16 protein-coding genes are annotated in these 19833 nt (G+C 63.5%); 11 read left to right on the top strand and 5 right to left on the bottom strand.

Translation table 11 applies throughout. The features are described 5' to 3' along the window. Positions 1-3: 3 nt before the first annotated feature. The gene (locus BGP00_RS06145) at positions 4-1182 is read left to right on the top strand and encodes an RsmB/NOP family class I SAM-dependent RNA methyltransferase (protein WP_292690018.1); all 1179 of its coding nucleotides are present in this window, start codon (positions 4-6) and stop codon (positions 1180-1182) included. Positions 1183-1209: 27 nt separating this feature from the next. Further along, complete coding sequence (locus BGP00_RS06140; protein ID WP_292690020.1) at positions 1210-1794, top strand: tetratricopeptide repeat protein; 585 nt, start codon at positions 1210-1212, stop codon at positions 1792-1794. Here BGP00_RS06140 and BGP00_RS06135 read toward each other — a convergent pair. After that, positions 1791-2291 carry an RNA pyrophosphohydrolase gene (locus BGP00_RS06135; RefSeq protein WP_292690022.1) on the bottom strand — a complete coding sequence of 167 codons (501 nt, stop codon included), beginning with the start codon at positions 2289-2291 and terminating at the stop codon, positions 1791-1793. The genes BGP00_RS06140 and BGP00_RS06135 overlap by 4 nt on opposite strands. 332 nt (positions 2292-2623) lie before the next feature. On the opposite strand from BGP00_RS06135, the gene BGP00_RS06130 reads away from it, so the two are divergent. The 3 genes from BGP00_RS06130 (at position 2624) to BGP00_RS06120 (ending at position 7227) form a co-directional block, all read left to right on the top strand. Beyond that, a complete protein-coding gene (locus BGP00_RS06130; RefSeq protein WP_292690223.1) occupies positions 2624-4504 on the top strand; it encodes a 2-oxoacid:acceptor oxidoreductase subunit alpha in 1881 nt (626 codons plus the stop codon). A gap of 11 nt (positions 4505-4515) precedes the next feature. After that, positions 4516-5559, top strand: coding sequence for a 2-oxoacid:ferredoxin oxidoreductase subunit beta (locus BGP00_RS06125; RefSeq protein WP_168604535.1), 1044 nt, complete (start codon positions 4516-4518; stop codon positions 5557-5559). 294 nt (positions 5560-5853) lie between these two features. After that, entirely contained in the window at positions 5854-7227 is a 1374-nt protein-coding gene (locus tag BGP00_RS06120; protein ID WP_292690024.1) for a deoxyribodipyrimidine photo-lyase, read from the top strand. A gap of 186 nt (positions 7228-7413) precedes the next feature. On the opposite strand, the gene BGP00_RS06115 is transcribed toward BGP00_RS06120, so the two are convergent. The 3 genes from BGP00_RS06115 to BGP00_RS06105 all read right to left on the bottom strand — a co-directional run bounded on the left by BGP00_RS06115 (position 7414) and on the right by BGP00_RS06105 (position 11488). Next, positions 7414-8115 (bottom strand): SDR family NAD(P)-dependent oxidoreductase, encoded by a 702-nt coding sequence (locus tag BGP00_RS06115; RefSeq protein ID WP_292690026.1) that lies wholly within the window; start codon positions 8113-8115, stop codon positions 7414-7416. A gap of 3 nt (positions 8116-8118) precedes the next feature. Further along, entirely contained in the window at positions 8119-9612 is a 1494-nt protein-coding gene (gene purF, locus BGP00_RS06110) for an amidophosphoribosyltransferase (RefSeq protein WP_292690028.1), read from the bottom strand. 106 nt (positions 9613-9718) lie between these two features. Further along, entirely contained in the window at positions 9719-11488 is a 1770-nt protein-coding gene (locus tag BGP00_RS06105) for a sensor domain-containing diguanylate cyclase (RefSeq protein WP_292690029.1), read from the bottom strand. A gap of 186 nt (positions 11489-11674) precedes the next feature. Between BGP00_RS06105 and BGP00_RS06100 the strand changes: the two genes are divergently transcribed. The 6 genes from BGP00_RS06100 (at position 11675) to dnaE (ending at position 18652) form a co-directional block, all read left to right on the top strand. Further along, the gene (locus tag BGP00_RS06100) at positions 11675-12916 is read left to right on the top strand and encodes a lipoprotein-releasing ABC transporter permease subunit (protein ID WP_292690031.1); all 1242 of its coding nucleotides are present in this window, start codon (positions 11675-11677) and stop codon (positions 12914-12916) included. Further along, positions 12909-13613, top strand: coding sequence for an ABC transporter ATP-binding protein (locus BGP00_RS06095; protein ID WP_292690033.1), 705 nt, complete (start codon positions 12909-12911; stop codon positions 13611-13613). Before BGP00_RS06100 ends, BGP00_RS06095 begins: the two co-directional genes overlap by 8 nt. A gap of 57 nt (positions 13614-13670) precedes the next feature. Continuing rightward, positions 13671-13913, top strand: a complete 243-nt coding sequence (locus tag BGP00_RS06090) for a hypothetical protein (RefSeq protein ID WP_290005108.1) — start codon at positions 13671-13673, stop codon at positions 13911-13913. Positions 13914-13916: 3 nt separating this feature from the next. Beyond that, positions 13917-14513 carry a GNAT family N-acetyltransferase gene (locus BGP00_RS06085; RefSeq protein WP_292690035.1) on the top strand — a complete coding sequence of 199 codons (597 nt, stop codon included), beginning with the start codon at positions 13917-13919 and terminating at the stop codon, positions 14511-14513. Between the two features lie 10 nt (positions 14514-14523). After that, positions 14524-15006 (top strand): glutathione peroxidase, encoded by a 483-nt coding sequence (locus BGP00_RS06080; RefSeq protein ID WP_168604543.1) that lies wholly within the window; start codon positions 14524-14526, stop codon positions 15004-15006. An 88-nt stretch (positions 15007-15094) separates the two neighbouring features. Further along, positions 15095-18652 carry a DNA polymerase III subunit alpha gene (dnaE, locus tag BGP00_RS06075; RefSeq protein ID WP_292690038.1) on the top strand — a complete coding sequence of 1186 codons (3558 nt, stop codon included), beginning with the start codon at positions 15095-15097 and terminating at the stop codon, positions 18650-18652. Here the strand turns inward: dnaE and BGP00_RS06070 are convergent, their stop codons facing one another. Then, positions 18653-19732 (bottom strand): PA0069 family radical SAM protein, encoded by a 1080-nt coding sequence (locus tag BGP00_RS06070; protein WP_292690040.1) that lies wholly within the window; start codon positions 19730-19732, stop codon positions 18653-18655. Positions 19733-19833: the final 101 nt, after the last annotated feature.

Here is a 19833-nt window from a genome sequence, read left to right as displayed (position 1 = left end):
ACCATGACCCCTCAAGCCCGTGTTCAGGCCGCGATCGAGATCCTTGACGAGGTGATTGCGGCGGCGCGCAGGCAGGGCGCTCCGGCGGATCGGATCATCACCGAATGGTTCCGCACGCGCCGCTTTGCGGGCAGCAAGGATCGACGGGCGGTGCGCGAGCTGGTTTATGGCGCGATCCGCGCCTGCGGCCCGGTTCCGGTCGGCGGGCGTGCGGCGATGCTGCGCGTGGCGCAGGGGGATGCGGCGCTGGCGGCTTTGTTCGATGGCGGGCGTCATGCACCGGCGCCGATTGATCAGTCGGAAGAGGTGGCGCAGGGCGGGGTCGCCTCGGACTGGCTGGCGCAGCGACTGGCGGCGGGCGGCGTGGGCGGGGCTGACGCGCTTTCCTTGCTGGATCGCGCGCCTTTGGATGTGCGCGTGAATGCGCTCAAGGCGGATCGCGCCTCGTTGGCCTTGCCGGAAACGGGCGAGGCTTTGCTCGCGCCCCAAGGCTTGCGTTTCCCCGCCAATACACCAGTCGAGGGCTGGGACGCCTATGCGCAAGGGCAGATCGAGGTGCAGGACGGTGGTTCGCAACTGGTCTGCGGCGCGGTCAAGGCCCAGCCGGGCGAGACGGTGATCGACCTGTGCGCCGGTGCAGGGGGCAAGACTTTGGCGCTGGCCGCGGCGATGGGTAATCGGGGGCGGCTGATAGCGTGCGATGTGGACCGGGCGCGGCTTTCCCGTCTGGCGCCGCGCGCGCAGCGGGCGGGGGCGCTGATTGCCGAAACGATCCTAATGAACCCCAACCGTGAGGCGGAGGCCCTGGCCCCGCTGATGGGCCAGGCCGACGCGGTGCTGATCGACGCGCCTTGCAGCGGGACCGGTACATGGCGGCGCAATCCCGAGGCGCGCTGGCGTCTGACCGAGGCGGAACTGGGCCGGATCGCAGGGATCCAGTCCCGCCTGCTCGATCTGGCGGTGGGGCTGCTGAAACCGGGCGGGCGGATCGTCTTTGTCACCTGCTCGCTTTTGGACGAGGAGGGCGCGGATCAATTTGCCGCATTCCTGACCCGCCATCCCGCCATGGTTCAAATGCCGCTGGATTTGGGCGCGGGCGAGGTGCGCGGCGCCGGAATCCGCCTTTCTCCGGCCCATGATGGCACAGACGGCTTCTTTGTTGCCAGCGCCCGCTTGTTGTAAGCGCAAGCCTTTGGTAGCAAGATTGTCATGTTCGAAGCCTCCCCTGATATCCGGCGGTTTCGCCCCGTTTCGGCCAAGGAAATAGTCATGCGTTTTGCCCCCGTCTCGGCTGCCCTCTCGCTGGCACTGGCCGTGGCGGCCAGCAGCAGCCATTCGGCCCCGGTCGAGGTGCTCGACCCGCGCGCGGCGGTGCTGGAGGAAGCGGGGCGCGTGGCGTTGAACGCGGGGGATGTGGACAAGGCCACCGATGCCTTTGAAGCGGCGCTGGCCATTCAGCCCGGATCGAGCCGGATCACCATATCTTTGGCGCAGGCCGCGCGGATGCAGGGGATGCAGGGCAAGGCGCTGCATTATTACCGCACCGTGCTGAGCCGGGATCCGCAGAATATTGACGCCATGGGCGGCGAGGGCGAGACGCTGGCCGAAAAGGGCGCGGTGGAAAAGGCGCGCGAAAATCTGGCCAAAATCGAGAACCTTGGCGGCAAGGGCAGCGATGCGGCGAACCGTTTGATCGCCGCCATTGCCAAGGGGCCTTTGCCCGCCGCGCTGCCCAGCGCCAAGGTGGCCAGCACGGCGGATGTTGCCGCCAAGCCGACCCCTCAGACCAATTAAATCAGCGCGCGGAATTCTTCCAGCACGGCGCGATACACGCGCTTTTTGAACGGCACGATCAGATCGGGCAGGTGATCGGCCTCGGCCCATTTCCATGCGTTGAATTCGGCCGGATTATGCGCGTTCAGGTCGATGTCGTCATCGTGGCCGTTAAAGCGCATCAGGAACCAGTGCTGGCGCTGGCCGCGATATTTACCCTTCCACAGCTTGCCGATCAGGTGATCGGGCAGATCGTAGAGCAATTCCTCGCGCGTTTGGGCCAGAATGGTCGCATGAGCCTCGCCCACGCCGGTTTCTTCGGCCAGTTCGCGAAAGGCGGCGGCGCGCAATTCCTCGCCGGGGTCGATTCCGCCCTGAGGCATCTGCCAGAAATCGCCTTCGCCATCGACTTCGCTTTCACGCTGATCGATTCGGCGGCCGACGAAAACCCGGCCATGGGCATTCACCAGCATCACGCCAACGCAGGGACGATAGGGCAGGGAAGCAAGATCGGTCATGGGTTTAGGCAGGCTTTCATTGTTGCAGGGCGGCAGGATAGTCGTCTTGGCCGCACCGTCAAAGGGGAAAAGGTGAGGGCGCGGGGCAATAGAATCGCGATTGCCGCTTGACTAGAGCCCGCAACAGGTTTTGGGCAATTCCGACAGGTCCGTGCGCATGTCGGCTCTTTGGGCGGCGTTAAGGGTTGTCGGCCGGATAGCGCATCAAAAGCCAACGATGCGTTTTTGTGCTGACAGTTTTTCTCGATTGCACATGCGACGCCGCCGCGCCAAGGGCGATCACCTTCGGCGCGAAAGCAGCAGCGGTTCGGGCCGGGTATGGAAGGACGATGATGGCTACTGTTCTGGAAGCGGGCGCGAACGAAGGGCGTTCGACTGACAACACACCCGAAGCGGTGGTGGTGCGTTTTGCGGGCGATTCGGGCGACGGCATGCAGTTGACGGGCGGGCAGTTCACGCTCTCGACCGCGCTGGCGGGCAATGACCTTGCCACGTTCCCGGACTTTCCGGCGGAAATCCGCGCCCCTCAGGGCACGCTGTTTGGTGTTTCGGCCTTCCAGATCAATTTTGGCAGCACCGAGATTTCGACCGCGGGCGACCAGCCCGACGTGCTGGTGGCGATGAACCCCGCCGCGCTGAAAACCAACGTTGGTCAGTTGAAGGCTGGTGGCCTGATCATCGCCGACTCGGGCGAGTTCAACAAGCGCAACCTGGAAAAGGCCAAGTATGAGAGCAACCCGCTCGAAGACGGCAGCCTGGCCAAGTGGAACCTGCTGGCTTTCGACATTTCCAAGCTGACCATGGAATCGGTCAAGCCCTTCGGCCTTGGCAATAAGGAAGCGCTGCGCTGCAAGAATATGTGGACGCTGGGTCTGGCGCTCTGGATGTTCGACCGTCCGCGTCAGCCGCTGATCGACTGGCTCAACACCAAGTTTGCCAAGAACAAGGTGCTGGCCGACGCCAATATCGCTGCGCTGAATGCCGGTCATGCCTATGGCGAGACGGCCGAAATCGGCGGTCAGGTCAAGAAGCTGCACATAGAGGCCGCGCCCCAGACGCCGGGCCTCTATCGCACGATCACCGGCGCCGACGCCATCAGCCTCGGCCTGATTGCCGGTGCGCAGCTGGCTGAACTGCCGCTGTTCTTTGGCGGCTATCCGATCACGCCTGCCTCGGCCATCCTGCATAATCTGGCCAAGTTGAAAGAGTTTGGCGTCACGACCTTCCAGGCCGAAGACGAAATCGCCGCTGTCGCCAGCGCGATCGGCGCTTCCTATGCCGGTTCGCTGGGCGTTACGTCTTCCTCAGGTCCGGGCATCGCGCTCAAGACCGAGGCTATCGGCCTTGCGGTGATGACCGAGCTGCCGCTGGTGATCGTCAATTCGCAGCGTGGCGGCCCCTCGACCGGCCTGCCCACCAAGACCGAGCAGTCGGACCTGTATCAGGCGGTCTATGGCCGCAATGGCGACACGCCGCTGCCCGTCATCGCCGCGCGTTCGCCCGCCGACGCGTTTGATTGCGCGATTGAGGCCTGCCGTCTGGCGGTGCAGTTCATGACGCCGGTGATGCTGCTGACCGATGGCTATATCGGTAATGCGGCCGAACCGTGGAAGGTGCCGGATCCGGAAGGCTTCACGCCGTTCCCGGCCAAGTTCCTGCAGGAAAACAACAATCCCGAGGGCAAGGTTCTGCCCTATAAGCGCGATGAAAATGGCGTGCGTCCGTGGATCAAGCCCGGCACCCCGGACCTGATGCACCGCATCGGCGGCATCGAGAAGGCGCCCGACACCGGCGACCTCGATTACTCGCCCGCCACGCACCAGTTGCAGACCGATGCCCGCAAGGCCAAGGTCGATGGCATCGCCAACCATATCCCCGCGCAGGAAGTGTCGCAGGGCACCCCCAATGGCAAGCTGGCGCTGGTCGGCTGGGGCAGCACCTATGGCGCGATCCATCAGGCGGTGCGCCGCGCGCGCGCCAAGGGTCTGGACGTGTCGCACATCCATATCCGCCATGTCTGGCCGATGCCCGCCAATCTGGGTGATCTGCTGCGCGGCTATGACAAGATCATCGTGCCCGAAATGAACACGGGCCAGCTCAAGACCGTGCTGCGCGATCAGTATCTGGTCGATGCGCGTCCGCTGAACAAGGTTTCCGGCCAGCCCTTCACCATCGCGGAAATCGAAGCCGCGATCGAAGCTGCTCTGGCTTGAGGGGATAGAAGATGAACGAGATGACTGCCATCAAGACGACCCTCAAGGACTGGGAATCGGATCAGGAAGTTCGCTGGTGCCCCGGCTGCGGCGACTATGCGATCCTGAAGGCCGTGCAGCGCACGCTGCCCGAACTGGGCGCGGATCCGGCCAAGACCGTGTTCGTGTCGGGCATCGGCTGCTCCAGCCGTTTCCCCTATTATGTGTCGAGCTATGGTTTCCACACGATCCATGGCCGCGCGCCCGCCTTCGCCACGGGGCTGAAGCTGGCCAACCCCGAACTCGACGTCTGGCTGGTGACGGGCGACGGCGATGGCATGTCCATCGGCGGCAACCACACGATGCATTTCCTGCGCCGCAACATCAATTCGCAGATCCTGCTGTTTAACAACGAGATCTACGGTCTGACCAAGGGTCAGTATTCGCCCACCAGCCGCGAAGGCACCAACAGCCCGACCACCCCGCTGGGCAGCGTGGACCGTCCGATGCAGCCTTGCGCCTTTGCGCTGGGCGCGGGCGCTCGCTTCATCGCGCGCGGCTTCGATACGTCGAAGAATCTGGGCGAAGTGCTGAAGGCCGCTCATGCGCATCAGGGCGCGGCTTTCGTGGAAATTTTCCAGAACTGCATCGTCTACAACAAGGACCGCTTTGCCGACTTCACCGAAAAGGCGGTGGCCGACACCCGTCAGCTTTGGCTGAAGGATGGCGAGCCGATGCTGTTCAACAAGGGTACGCAGGGTCTGCGCCTGAATACTGATCGCCTGCATCTGGAAATCGTCGATGTCGTCGATGGTGACTGGAAGGCGGCGGGCGTGCTGGTGCATGACGTCAAGAACCGCTCGATCGCGCATATGCTGGTCGAACTGCCGATGGCGCTGTTCCCGGTCGCTCTGGGCGTGATCTATGACGATCCGCGTCCGACCTATGAATCGGCGCTGCTGGGTCAGGACGCCGTGGCGCGCGAAGGCAAGGTGGCCAACCTCGCCAAGCTGCTCGCCAAGGGCCAGACCTGGACGGTGCAGCCGGAGGATCAGGGGCCGCTTAGCGGGGTTTGATTTTGGGGTGATGCCTCCGGCGGGCAAAGGGTCTTGGACCCTTTGCAATCCCTTTACTGGTTAGCGCCAGAGGTGCGGCCAAGGCTGACCCTTGCAGCGTTTGAAATTGAAAGCCTGCGGCGCCTTTAGTTAAGCGCCGCAGGCTTTTTATCATCATGGCGGCACGCTGCGGATGAAACACCACCCCATAATGGGATTGCAAAGGGCCCCCGCCCTTTGCCCGCCGGAGGCCCTTTATAAAAACTTCCCCTTCTACCATCTTCTAAGCCCATAAATTCGCGCTACCTCCGAAGGATGACCGAACCCATCCTCCTCTGGTTTCGCCGCGATCTTCGCCTTGCCGATCAGGCGGCGGTTGTGGCGGCGGCGCATTCCGGCGCGCCGGTAATTCCGGTCTATGTGCTGGATGATGAAACGCCCAAGCATCGCAAAATGGGCGCCGCATCGCGCTGGTGGCTGCATGGCTCGCTCAAAAGCCTCGCGCGTGATCTGGAGGCTAAGGGCAGCCGCCTGATCCTGCGGCGCGGCGCGGCGGCCGAAGTTTTGGCGCAATTGGCGCAGGAAACGGGCGCGCGCGAAATTCACGGGTTGCATCATTACGAGCCATGGTGGCTGAATGCGGAAAAGGCGATCAGGCGCAAGGGTTTGGACCTGCACCTCTATGACGGCAATTTCCTGATCCCTCCCGGTAGCGTGACGACCGGGGCGGGGACGCCCTATCGAATCTACACGCCGTTCTGGCGTCAGGTGCAAATGCGGATGCCGCCTGCAGAACCGGCCCCCGCGCCCGAAAAGATTTCTGCGCCGGAAACATGGCCAGCCAGCGATGATCTCAGCGACTGGACCTTGCTCCCCACGCGCCCTGATTGGGCGCCGGGCTTCCGCGCGGAATGGACGCCGGGCGAGGGCGGGGCGCAGGATCGCCTCGACGCTTTCCTCCCCCGCTCGAACCTCTATGAGGAGCGCCGCAACCTCCCTTCGCGCCCCGGCACCAGCCGCCTCTCCCCCCATCTGGCCTTTGGCGAGATCAGCCCAGCAACCCTGTGGCATGCGGCGATGGATCAGGGCGGTTCGGTGAATGTGTTCCTTTCCGAATTGGGCTGGCGCGATTATGCGCAGAATATCATTGCCGAATTCCCCGATTACGGCGCCCATTCGGCCAAGCCCGATTTCGAGGCCATGCCATGGCGCGACGCCCCCGATGATCTGAAAGCATGGCAGAAGGGCATGACCGGCTACCCGATTGTAGATGCGGGGATGCGCGAATTGTGGGTGTCGGGCTGGATGCACAATCGCGTGCGGATGATCGTGGCCAGCTTCCTTATCAAACATCTGCTGATCGACTGGCGGCATGGCGAGCAGTGGTTCTGGGATACGCTGGTCGACGCCGATTATGGGCAGAATGCGGTCAACTGGCAGTGGTCGGCCGGATCGGGCGTCGATGCAAACCAGTTCACCCGCATCATGGCGCCCCTGACGCAAAGCCCCAAATTTGAAGCGGGCGATTATATCCGCCGCTGGGTGCCGGAACTGGCCGGACTGGATGAGAGCGAGATCCACGATCCCACGCCGATCACCCGCCGCCGCTGCGCCTATCCGATGCCGATTGTCGGCCATGTCGAGGGGCGCGAAAGGGCGCTGGCGGCCTATCGGGCTATCAAGGGCTGAAGGAAAAAGCAGGCGCGACCGGGCGGGGGTTCGCGGCGAGGGGCATGTCCACGAACGGCCACCCGTCGCGCCTGCTATAGAGATCGGGCAGCAGCGCTTCGCACAAAATACGCCAAGCCCGGTCGCCGATGGTAATCCGCGACACAGGCATCTTTGCAAAATGCAATGAATTAAGCGTTGCCGATCTTAGTTAATGGTGATCCGGTGCGGGCTGGCGAAATCCTGGCCGACCAATCCGACCACCGCATCGGCCACGACCGATGGGTCTTTGACACTCTTGGGATCTTCGCCCGGATAGGCTTTGGCGCGCATCGCGGTGCGGGTCGCGCGGGGATTAACAATCGCCACGCGGACCGAGGAAATATTGGCCACCTCCTGCGCATAGCAGTCGAGCAGGACCTCCTGCGCGGCCTTGGTGGCGGCATAGGCGCCCCAATAGGCGCGCGGCTGAGTCGCCACCGTCGTGGTGAGGCCGATCACGCGCCCGGCCTCGCTCTTGCGCAGCAGGCGATCAAAGGCGGCCAGCAAGGCCTGCGTTGCCAGCAGATGGGTCGAAACCGCCTTGCCCAGCGCCTTTTGGTCAATATCGACCACCGGCATCAGCGTGGGCAGGATGCCCGCGTTGATCACCATCACGTCCAGCTTGCCCCAGCGCCCCGCCACGGCCTCGGCCAGGCGCGCGATGGCGTCATGTTCGAGCAGGTCCATCGGGGCGATGGTGGCGGTGCCGCCCGCCTCGTGGATCGCCTGCTCAACGCCTTCCAGCGCCTTCACATCGCGGCCGGTGATGATGACATGTGCGCCCGCCGCGGCCAGAGCCTGCGCCGTGGCCGCGCCGATCCCCCGGCTTGCGCCGGTGACGAGAGCGATCTTGCCGGACAGATCCATGGTTTACGCCTCAGTCTCGCCCGCCACCGCATCAGCGTCATAGTCGGTCAGATGGGTGGGATATTCGCCGGTGAAACAGGCATCGCAGAATTGCGGGCACTTCGCGTTGCGATCCTGCTGCCCCACGGCGCGATAGAGGCCGTCGATGGAAACGAAGGCCAGACTGTCGGCCTGAATGTAATCGGCCATCGCCTCCAGATCCATCCGCGCGGCCAGCAGCTTGCTGCGCTCGGGCGTATCGACGCCATAGAAGCACGAGTGGTCGGTGGGCGGGCTGGCGATGCGCATATGCACTTCGGAGGCGCCCGCATCGCGCATCATCTGCACGATCTTGAGCGAGGTGGTGCCGCGCACGATCGAATCGTCGATCAGCACGATGCGCTTGCCCGCCACCAGTGCGCGGTTGGCATTATGCTTGCGCTTCACCTCGGCATGGCGCTTGCTGTCGCCCGGCTGGATAAAGGTGCGGCCGACATAGTGGCTGCGGATGATGCCCAGTTCGAAGGGAATGCCGCTTTCGGCCGCATAGCCGATGGCGGCAGGCACGCCCGAGTCGGGCACAGGCACGACCAGATCGGCGTCCGCAGGCGCTTCCTTGGCCAGCTCAACGCCGATCTGGCGGCGCGACTGATAGACCGATTGCCCGCCCAGGATCGAGTCGGGGCGGCTGAAATAGACCTGCTCAAAGATGCAGGGGCGCGGCGCAGGATCGCCAAACGGGCGGTGGCTGGAAATCACGCCATTGTGATCGACCACCAGCAATTCGCCCGGCTCGACCTCGCGTTCGAAATCCGCGCCGACAACGTCCAGAGCCACGGTTTCGGAGGCAAACACCACCGAGGCACCGATGCGGCCCATCACCAGCGGGCGGATGCCCAGCGGATCGCGGCAGGCGATCATGCCTGCCGGCGTGGTGCAGATCAGCGCATAGGCGCCCTCGATCAGGCGCAGCGCATCCACGAAACGGTCGAGCAGCGTGGGATAGCGGCTGGTGGCGACAAGGTGGATGATGACCTCGGTGTCAGAGGTCGACTGGAAAATCGAACCCTTGTGAACCAGATCACGTTTCAGCGTCATGGCATTGGAAATATTGCCGTTATGCGCGATGGAGAAACCACCGTCGGCAAGATCGGCAAACAGCGGCTGGATATTGCGCAGGCCCGAGCCGCCCGTGGTGGAATAGCGCACATGGCCCGAAGCCATCATGCCCGGCAGGTCGGCAAAGATATCCTGATTCTTGAACACATGCGCGACATGGCCGATGCCGCGATGGGAAAAGAACTCGCCGCCGTCAAAGCTGGTGATGCCGACGGCTTCCTGTCCGCGATGCTGCAGCGCATGAAGGCCAAGCGCCACAACCGAGGAGGCCGAGCGCGCGCCGATGACGCCGAAAATGCCGCATTCTTCATGCAGCGTATCTCCGTCATCGCCCACATCCCATGGGGTTTCATCGCGGAAAGCGTCGGAAAGGGCGGCGTGTTGGCTGATGCTGGTCATGCGGGTGGATGCGACTCTTCGATGACAATGCGCCGAGGCGGCGCGGGGCGGGGCGCATTTGGCGCTTGTTGCCCCCGAAAGCAAGGCCCCGGTGCATCACATATGATTAAGCCGCGATGGAAAGCCGGTCTCGGCCCGCTCCCTTGGCGGCATAGAGCGCCTGATCGGCCTCCGCCATGGCGTTGTCGGCGCAGGTGCCAAGGCGGGCAAGGCCGATGCTGGTGGTGACATAGATCTCATGGCCGTCGTAAATCGTGGCGGCATGGGCCAGCGTCTTGCCAAGGCGGGCGCAGATCCGTTCGGCCACCTCGATGCTGGCGCCGGGCAGCAGCAAGGCAAATTCCTCGCCCCCGATGCGCGCCAGCATGTCGGTGCCGCGCAGGCCCTGACGCGCCACCGACGCAAAGGTGCGCAGCACCGCATCGCCAGCCGCATGACCATAGCGGTCATTGACCTGTTTGAAAAAATCTAGGTCGATCAGCGCCACGCAGCCCGATTGCCCCCGCGTGATACAGCCGTTGATCGTATCGAGGAACAGGCGCCGATTGGGCAGGCCGGTCAGCTCGTCCGTCAGCGCCGCGCGGGCCAGCGCATTTTCATAGGCCTTGCGCTCGGACATATCGCGCACCACGCTGACCACGCTCTCGACCTGTCCGGCCTCATCCAGCACGGCGCGCATCTGCGCTTCATACCATCGCGGCGCAGCCTTGCGCGGCTTGCCCAGAAATTCGACCTCGACCGCATTGCCCTTGGCCGCCAGCGCGCGGCGATAGGCATCCACCACCGCCCGGCGATGGCGCGGCGCCACCAGCCGCAGCGCCGAATGGCCGATCAGGCGCTTGGGCTCCTGCTGTGCAAGCTGCTCGATCGAGGCGGAGGCAAAGCGGATCTTGCCCATCGTGTCGCTGGACAGAATGATGTCAGTCGAATTTTCCGCCAGCAGGCGATAGCGCGTTTCGCTCTCGCGCAGGCGGGCCAGCAGGTGGCGCATATGCTGGATCGCGCTGGTCACCGGCATGATGGCCAGGGCGGTGGAGGCCAGATAGACCTGAAGGAACTGCAACTGCCGCCCGATACTGTGGCCCGACAGCGCCAGCGTGCTGTCGCCCCCGCGCACGAACCACAGGCCGATAACCGCCAGAATGACATACATCAGCGACAGCGTGGCCAGATCCACAAACACCGTTGAGACCACCAGCAGCAGGATGGGCAGAAACAGCACCGGGATCATCGTCTGGGCAAAGCAGAGCGTGGCCACCAGCGCCATCGCCATGGGAAAGCCCAGCGCGACCGGCCAGCGCGGACGGTCGAACAGAAACCGCCGCCCGCGCCGCTGGGAATGGGCCAGCACGGTAAAACAGGGCAGAAAGATCATCAGCCCCAGACTGTGGCTGTAATACCAGTTGCGGAAATTCTGCAGAGCCTCGCCATGCCCTGCAATCGACAGGCCGATCAGGCTGATGCCGGCGCCCAGCAAAGGCGTGCAGACCGAAACGCCAAAGAGCAGGCCCATGAGCCAGTTGAGCGACCCCACCAGCTCGGTCTTGGGCAAAAGGCGGCGCATCAGCAAGGAGGCCGCTACCGCTTCGGACATATGGGCCAGCGCCATGATCGGCGCCGCCACCCAGCCCGCACCCCAGATGCCGGTCACCAGCATCGAGGCCAGCGCACAGGCCGCCACCCGCGAAAACCACACCCGCGTCGATACCGTGGCCAGCGATGCCGTCAGCACCGCGCCTGCGGGCCAGAGAAAGCTGTTGCCATGGTCGATCTGGGCAAAGCTGGTGCCCAGTTGCGCGCACAGGAAATAGACCAGCCCCAGAATGGCAAAGCCGGGAGGTGTGCGGTCATGGATAGGCGGGATGCGTAATCTCATGGACGAGGAATGTACGTATATAAGGGTTAATTTCGTCTTTAGGCTGGATTGCGAATGGCGAGAATCCTCTGTGCTGCGCTGTGTTTTGTCACCATCGGGGGATTGCACGTTGCGCGCTTGGCGCGGCGCGCCTAAATCCTGCGTCGGACGCCCGGGTGGGCCGCAGCAAACAGGCGCAATAATTCCGTGATTCTCAATCGTTTTGAATGGACAGTGGCCAAACGCTACCTGCTGCCGGGGCGCGGTGAGGCCTTTATAGCCCTTGTGGCCGGGATCAGCCTTGTGGCAGTCGCGCTCGGGGTGGCCGCGCTGGTCGTGGTGATGAGCGTGATGAACGGCTTTCGCGCAGAGCTGCTGGACAAGATCGTCGGGCTGAACGGCCATGCGATCATTCAGGCCTATGGCGGGCGACTCGATAATTGGGAGCAGGTGCTCAAGGATGTCCGCGCCACGCCCGGCGTGGTCAAGGCCAGCCCGCTGATCGAACAGCCCCTGCTGACCACCTTTAATGGGCGGGTCGAGGCCATTCTGGTGCGCGGACAGACCGCGCCCGATATTGCCGCGATGAAGTCCAAGGTCATTTCCGGATCGATGGACGCCATCACGCCCGACAGCGGCATGGTGGCCATCGGCGCGCGTCTGGCCGAAAGCCTGGGCGCGCGGGTGGGCGACAGCATCACCGTGATCAACCCCACCGGGCGCGACACGCCCTTCGGTACGGTCCCGCGTCAGGTCGCCTATCAGATAGGCGCGATCTTTGAGGTGGGCATCTATGACTATGACAATGCCTTTGTCATTATGCCGATTGCGGACGCGCAGACGCTGCTGCTGACCGGCGATTCCATTGGCATGATCGAGGTCAAGACCGACAATGCCGACAAGGCCGCCGAAATGCTGGCGCCTTTGGGCAAGAAACTGGCGGGCCAAGCGACGATCACCGATTGGAAAACCATCAATGCCCAGTTGTTCGACGCGCTGGCGGTGGACCGCGTGGTGACTTTTGTGGTGCTTTCGCTGATCGTGCTGGTGGCTTCGTTCAATATCCTGTCCAGCCTCATCATGCTGGTGCGCGCCAAGACGCGCGATATCGCCATCATGCGCACGATGGGGGCCTCGCGGCGTTCGATCATGAAGATCTTCCTGACCATCGGCGCGGTGATCGGTTCGCTGGGGACCGGGGCGGGGCTGGTGCTGGGCTTCACCTTCCTGTTCTATCGCCAGAATGTCCTGAATTTCGTCCAGTTGGTCACGGGCCAGCAATTGTGGGACCCCAAGATCCGTTTCCTGACCGAATTGCCCAGCCGGTCCGATCCGGTCGAGGTGATCGGGATCGTGGCGATGGCTTTGGGCCTGTCCTTTGTGTTCACCCTGTTCCCCGCGTTCAAGGCGGCGAGCACGGACCCGGTGCAGGTGCTGCGTTATGAATGAGGTTCTGAAACTGACCGGCCTGACGCGGGCCTTTGAACAGGGCGGGGTGCGGATCGAGGTCTTGAAGGGCATTGACCTGTCGATCATGCCGGGCGAGATTGTCGCGCTGCTCGGCCCATCGGGCTCGGGTAAATCGACGATGCTCCAGGCGGTCGGCCTGCTCGAGGGCGGCTTTGGCGGGCGGATCGAGGTGGCGGGGCAGGATGCCAGCGCGATGAACGGCGATCAGCGCACCGATGTGCGCCGCTCGTCCATCGGCTTTGTTTATCAGTTCCACCATCTCCTGCCCGATTTCACGGCGATGGAAAATGTCGTGCTGCCGCAACTGGTGGCCGGCCATGCGCAGGGCGAGGCCGAAGGCAGGGCGCGCGAATTGCTCGGCGCGCTGGGCCTTTCCTCGCGCGTGACGCATCGCCCCAACCAATTGTCGGGCGGCGAGCAGCAGCGCGTGGCCGTGGCCCGCGCGCTGGCCAATCGCCCGCGTCTCGTGCTGGCCGACGAACCCACCGGCAATCTGGACGAGGCGACCGCCGACCGCGTGTTCGATGAATTCCTGCGTTTGGTGCGCGAAAGCGGGGCGGCGGCGCTGATCGCCACGCATAATGAACGGCTGGCGCTGCGTATGGATCGCGTCTTGCGATTGCACGAGGGGCGGCTGCATAATGAGCGCGCGCCCAATTCTGAACAAACCGCTTGAAGGTTAATGTCGCGTCTCCCACATGGGGTTGGTAAGGCGCAAGATAAGGAGAGATCCATGACCAAACTGATCGACTGGCAGGAAACGGTGGCGCTGCATCTGGCCAATGACGGCGGCGGACTGCTGGACGAGTTGAAGACGGTGCGGCGTGGTTCTCTGGCTGATCTGGTGCGATATATTGCCCTGCTCGATGCGCCCGAGCGGCAGCGTTACGAGATCGAGCGGGTGGGCGACCACCGGATGAAGGCCGATGAAATCATGGAACTCTATGCGCGCGCCGATTTCCCCCATGCGGCATAGGGCGTGAGCCACTGGCCCGAAGTGCCGGTGCTGCGCGGGCGCCATGTCACCTTGCGCCCGCTGCAGCGCGCCGATCGGAACGATCTGCTGGCGGCCTTGTCGACGGGTTTTGAGCGAACCTTTGCGGGCGGATTGCCCACGCCCGAAACCATCGACAGCTGGCTGGACCGGGCAGAGGCCGAGACGGCGGCGGACCGGGCGCAGGTCTTTGCGGTGCTGGACGCCGATGGCGTGGTGGCGGGCACCACGCGCTATATGCGGATGAACGCAGCCGCGCGCCGGGTGGAAATCGGCACCACGCTCTATGCGCCCCGTGTGCGGCGCACCGGGCTGAACACCGAGGCCAAGCAACTGCTGCTGGGCCATGCGTTCGATGTTCTGGGCGTCCATTGTGTCCAGATCCGCACCGATGTCCTCAACCATGCCAGCCGCCGCGCGATCAAGCGGATCGGGGCCAAACAGGATGGCATCCTGCGCGGTCACAATGTCATGCACGATCCTGATTATGGCGAACGGCGGCGCGATACGGTGGTCTATTCGATCCTGGACATTGAATGGCCGGGCATTCGCCGCCATCTTGACGCCTTGCTGGACAGATAAGGATCCCCCGATGCCCCAGACGATTGCCGATTTCACCGCGCATCTCCCCAATGGCGAAACCATCTCGCTGGCCGACCGGCTGGGCAAAGTGCTGCTGGTGGTGAACACGGCCAGCAAATGCGGGTTTACACCGCAATATGACGGGCTGGAAAAGCTGTGGCGCGATTATGGCGCGCGCGGGTTTGAGGTGATCGCCTTTCCCTGCAACCAGTTCGGCGGGCAGGAGCCGGGCAGCGCGGAGGAGATCGGGGAATTCTGCCGCGTCAATTTCGGCCTGTCCTTTCCGCTGATGGCCAAGGTCGAGGTTAACGGCCCGGATGCCGATCCACTCTGGAACTGGCTGAAGGACAGCGCGCCGGGGATTTTAGGCACGAAAAAGATCAAGTGGAATTTCACCAAATTCCTGATCGGGCGCGACGGCCGCGTGGTCCGTCGCTTCGCCCCCAATGTCAAGCCGGAGGCGATCGCCGGGGCCATCGAAAATATCCTCTGAATTGTCCACAGCATTGGCCACAGGCTTGTCCGCAGATCCTGAAGGGTCAGATTGATGCCAAGGCCCCCCGCGCCCTAGGGATCTGATCATGGCTCATTCTTCCTTTGTCCCGCTGCATGTCTATTCCAGCTTCACCATGCTGGACGGCGCCATTGACCCCAAGGCCATGGCCAAGCTGGCGAAGAAGCACAATTTTCCCGCCATGGCGGTGACGGACCGCAATGGGCTTTACTGCGCGCCCGCCTATGCCGGCGCGTGCAAGGATATGGGCGTTCAGCCGATCATCGGCACGCTGCTCTCCATCGCGCGGCCCAGCGCGGGCGGCGGCGGCGTGCTGCCATCTGCGCCCCAGATCGACGCGGTGGTGCTGCTGGCCCAGAACGAGGCGGGGTGGAACAATCTGTGCCACCTGGTGTCCAAGGCGCATCTTGAACGGCCGCTGGAATTTGATCCCCATGTCCGCCTGTCCGATCTTGATGGGCATACCGACGGGCTGCTCTGCCTGACCGGCGCGGGCGAGGGCGCCTTGGCGCGCATGTTTGCCGAGGGGCAGAACGAGGCGGCCCAGCGCTATGCCGATGCGTTGCAGGCGGCCTTCCCCAACCGGCTCTATATCGAGATCGCCCGCACCGGCGACCCGGCCGAGGATGGCAGCGAAGAGGCGCTGATCGACCTTGCCTATGCCCGCGACATTCCGCTGGTGGCGACCAATCCGGCCCATTTTGCCGATGCCAAGGACAGCGCGGCCCATGACGCCATGCTCTGCATCGCTGGGTCCACCCATGTCGATGCGCCCGACCGCAAGCGCTCCAACCCCCAGCAATGGGTGCGCAGCGCCGAGCTGATGGAACAGCTCTTTGCCGATCTGCCCGAGGCTTTGGCCAATACGCTGGTGATCGCCCAGCGCTGCGCCTTTGAGCCGCCCAAGCGCAAGCCGCTGCTGCCGTCTCTGGCGGGCGACAAGGAAGGCGAGGCGCGCATGATGGTCGATCACGCCCGCGCGGGTCTGGCCAAGCGTCTGGCCCTCTATTGGCCTGGCGTGGACGAGGCGACGCTGGACAAGGCTCTGGCCGCGCCTGAGGAAAACTATGAGGCGCTGCGCCCGCTGGGCGTGGATGAAAGCTTCCTTGAATATGCCAAACGGCTCGATTTCGAGACGAGCATCATCAACCGCATGGGATTTGCCGGTTATTTCCTGATCGTGGCCGACTTTATCCAATGGGCCAAGCAGAATGACATTCCCGTAGGGCCGGGGCGCGGCTCGGGCGCGGGCTCGCTGGTGGCATGGGCGCTGACCATCACCGACCTTGATCCGCTGCGTTTGGGCCTGCTTTTCGAACGTTTCCTCAACCCCGAACGTGTGTCGATGCCTGACTTCGACATCGACTTTTGCGAAACGCGGCGCGGCGAGGTGATCCGCTATGTCCAGCGCAAATATGGTGCGGACCACGTGGCCCAGATCATCACCTTTGGTAAGCTGAAGGCGCGCGCCGTGCTGCGCGATACGGGGCGTATCCTGCAAATGTCCTATGGTCAGGTCGATCGCCTGACCAAGATGGTGCCCAACCATCCGACCGATCCGTGGTCGCTCGAACGCGCGCTCAATGGCGTGCAGGAATTGCACCGTGAATATACCAATGATCCCGAAGTCAAGCGCCTGATCGATCTTGCGATGCAGTTGGAGGGCATGCCGCGCAACTCTTCGACCCACGCGGCGGGCGTGGTGATCGGGGATCGCCCACTGGAACAACTGGTCCCGCTCTATCGCGACCCGCGTTCGGACATGCCGGTGACGCAGTTCGACATGAAATATGTCGAGAACACCGGTCTCATCAAATTCGACTTTCTGGGCCTCAAAACGCTCTCGATCCTGCGCAAGGCGGTGGATCTGCTGGGGCGGCGGGGGATTTCGATTGACCTGTCCACCCTGCCTTGGGATGACAGCGACGTTTATGACCTGCTGAAGCGCGGCGATACGGTCGGCGTGTTCCAGCTCGAATCCGAAGGCATGCGGCGCACGCTGGCGGCGGTGAAGCCCACCAATTTTGGCGACATTATCGCGCTCGTCTCGTTGTACCGTCCGGGGCCCATGGACAACATCCCCCTGTTCGGCCAGCGCAAGAACGGCATGGCGCCCATTGAATATCCGCATGAAAAACTCTCGGGCATTCTGGCCGAAACCTACGGGATTTTCGTCTATCAGGAACAGGTGATGCAGGCCGCGCAGATCCTTGCGGGCTACTCGCTGGGCGATGCTGACCTTCTGCGCCGCGCGATGGGCAAGAAGGTACAGGCCGAAATGGACGCCCAGCGCCTGCGCTTCGTCATCGGTTGCCGCGAAGTGTCGGATATCGACAAGGACAAGGCCAACGAACTGTTCGACATCATCGACAAGTTCGCAGGCTACGGCTTCAACAAATCGCACGCCGCCGCCTATGCCTTGCTTGCTTATCAGACAGCATGGTTCAAAGCGCATTATCCGCATGAATTCTATGCCGCCGCCATGTGCTTCGATATGCATCAGTCGGAAAAGCTGGCCATTTTCGTCGATGATATGCGGCGCAACGGCATCGCCGTTGCCGGGCCTTGCCTCAACCATTCCGAGGCCGAATTCATGGTCGAACAGACCGCCGATGGTCATCAGGTGCGCTATGCTTTGGCGGGCATCCGTAATGTCGGGGAAAAGGCGATGGAGGTTGTCGTCGCCGAGCGGCAGGCCAATGGTCCGTTCAAGGATCTGGCCGATCTGTTCACCCGCGTGCCTTATGGCTCGCTCAACCGGCGCATGCTCGAAGGTCTGGCAGCCAGCGGGGCGTTTGACGCGCTGGAGCCCAATCGGGCCAAGGTGCTGGCCAATGCCGACATGCTGCTCGCGGTGGCCGACGAGGCCGAGCGCACCCGCACCAGCGGCCAGCACGGTCTGTTCGGCGGCGAGGAAGCCGGCGCAGGCGCGATCCGCCTGACCGAAGCAACGCCTTGGAGCCGCAGCGACCAGATGGCCAAGGAACGCGAGAATTTCGGCTTCTATTTCGCCGCCCATCCGGTCGAACAATGGCGCGCCGTGGCCAGCGCCAATGGCGCCCGCAGCCATTCCAGCCTGCTGGCCAGCGGCGTTGCGGGCCGCACCAGCGCGGTGATGGCCGCGATGGTCGAAAACGTCCAGAAGCGCAAAACCAAGCGCGGCAAGGATTTCATCATGGCCGATTTCTCGGACCAGTCGGGCAATTTCTCGGCCTCGTGCTTTGAGGAATCTCTTGTCGACAGTTTCGTGAACTGGGCCAAGGAGGGCGCCTGCGTGCTGCTCACCGTGGAACTCGACAGCCCCAGCCCGGAGGAGCCGCCGCGCGTGACGGTGCGGGGCGCGCAGGCTCTTTCCGAAATCAAGGCGGCGGCCAAGATGACGCTCAGCCTTGATGTGTCGCGGCCCGATGTGTTTGGCGAATTGGCTGCTATGCTGCCGCGCGGGGGTCTGGGCACCGTCGAGGTGCTGCTCAAAACCGGCGGGGCGCAGGAGCCGCGTCTGCGTCTGGGGCGCGATTTCCTGCTGGATGGTGAATTGACCGATCTGATCGCCGGCCTCGACGGGGTGGCCAATGTCTCGCTCAAGCCCACGCGGGCGGGCGGGCATCTGCGGCTGGTCGCCTGATCAGAACAGCGTCATCTGCCCGTCGCGGCGCGGAGGGCGAAATTGGGTGATGTCCAGATCGGCGCGGTTGTCGGCAAGGCCTAATCGCGCCTTGGCAATGCGAAAGCGCGCGCGGATCAGGTCGGCCCACACGCCCTGCGGCTTCATCCGGGTGAAGAAATCGCTCTGATAATCGGCCCCGCCGCGCAGGGATTGCACGATATGCATGACCTTATCCGCGCGGTCGGGGAAATGCGCCTCCAGCCATTCGCGGAACAGCGGCGCGACCTCATGGGGCAGGCGCAGCATGATCCAGCTTGCCCCCCGCACCCCGCGCGCGGCGGCGGCCTCCAGAATGCGCTCGATCCATTCCTCAGTGATCGCGGGCACGATGGGCGAGACATTGACCCAGACCGGCACGCCCGCCGCGCTCAATTTTTCAATCGCCTCCAGCCGCTTGGCCGGACTGGCCGCGCGCGGTTCTAGGCTGCGGGACAGCCGCGCATCAAGCGAAGTCACCGAAACCGCCACTGCCGTCAACCGTTGCCGCGCGAGGTCGGCCAAGAGGTCGAGATCATGCAGGATGCGATCCGATTTGGTGGTGATTGTCACAGGATGGCGCGTTTCGAGGCAAACCTCCAATATCTGCCGCGTCAGGCGATAGCGCGCCTCGATCGGCTGATAGGGATCGGTGTTCGTCCCCATGGCAATCGGCGCGGGGGAATAGCCGCGTGCGCCCAATTCCCGGCGCAGCAACTTTGCCGCCTCAGGCTTGGCAAACAGGCGGCTTTCAAAATCCAGCCCCGGTGAGAGGTCGAGATAGGCATGGGTTGGCCGCGCATAGCAATAGATGCAGCCATGCTCACACCCGCGATAGGCGTTGATCGAGCGGTCGAAGGGCACATCTGGCGACTTGTTGCGCGAGATGATCTTGCGCGCGGCCTCCTCGGTCACGGTGGTGCGCAAAGGCGGCGGCCCGCCATCGACATCCTCCATGGCGTCCAGCCAATCCCCATCCGCCTCACGTCCTGGCAGGGCAAAGCGGGTGGAGAGCGCGCCGCTTTGCGCGCCGCGACCGCGGGGAGGGAGAGGCGAAACCATCGCTCATGAAGAACATAAAAAGAACAAATGCGCAAGCGCTGGCTATTGCGCCCCGCGCCGACTAAACGGATGCCCATTGCCCTCTGATCCGGAATCCCTTC

It is taken from the genome of Novosphingobium sp. 63-713 (assembly GCF_001898925.1).
GTDB lineage: Bacteria > Pseudomonadota > Alphaproteobacteria > Sphingomonadales > Sphingomonadaceae > Novosphingobium.
Note: the sequence above shows the minus strand (reverse complement) of the source record. Positions and strands in the feature narration are given on the sequence as shown.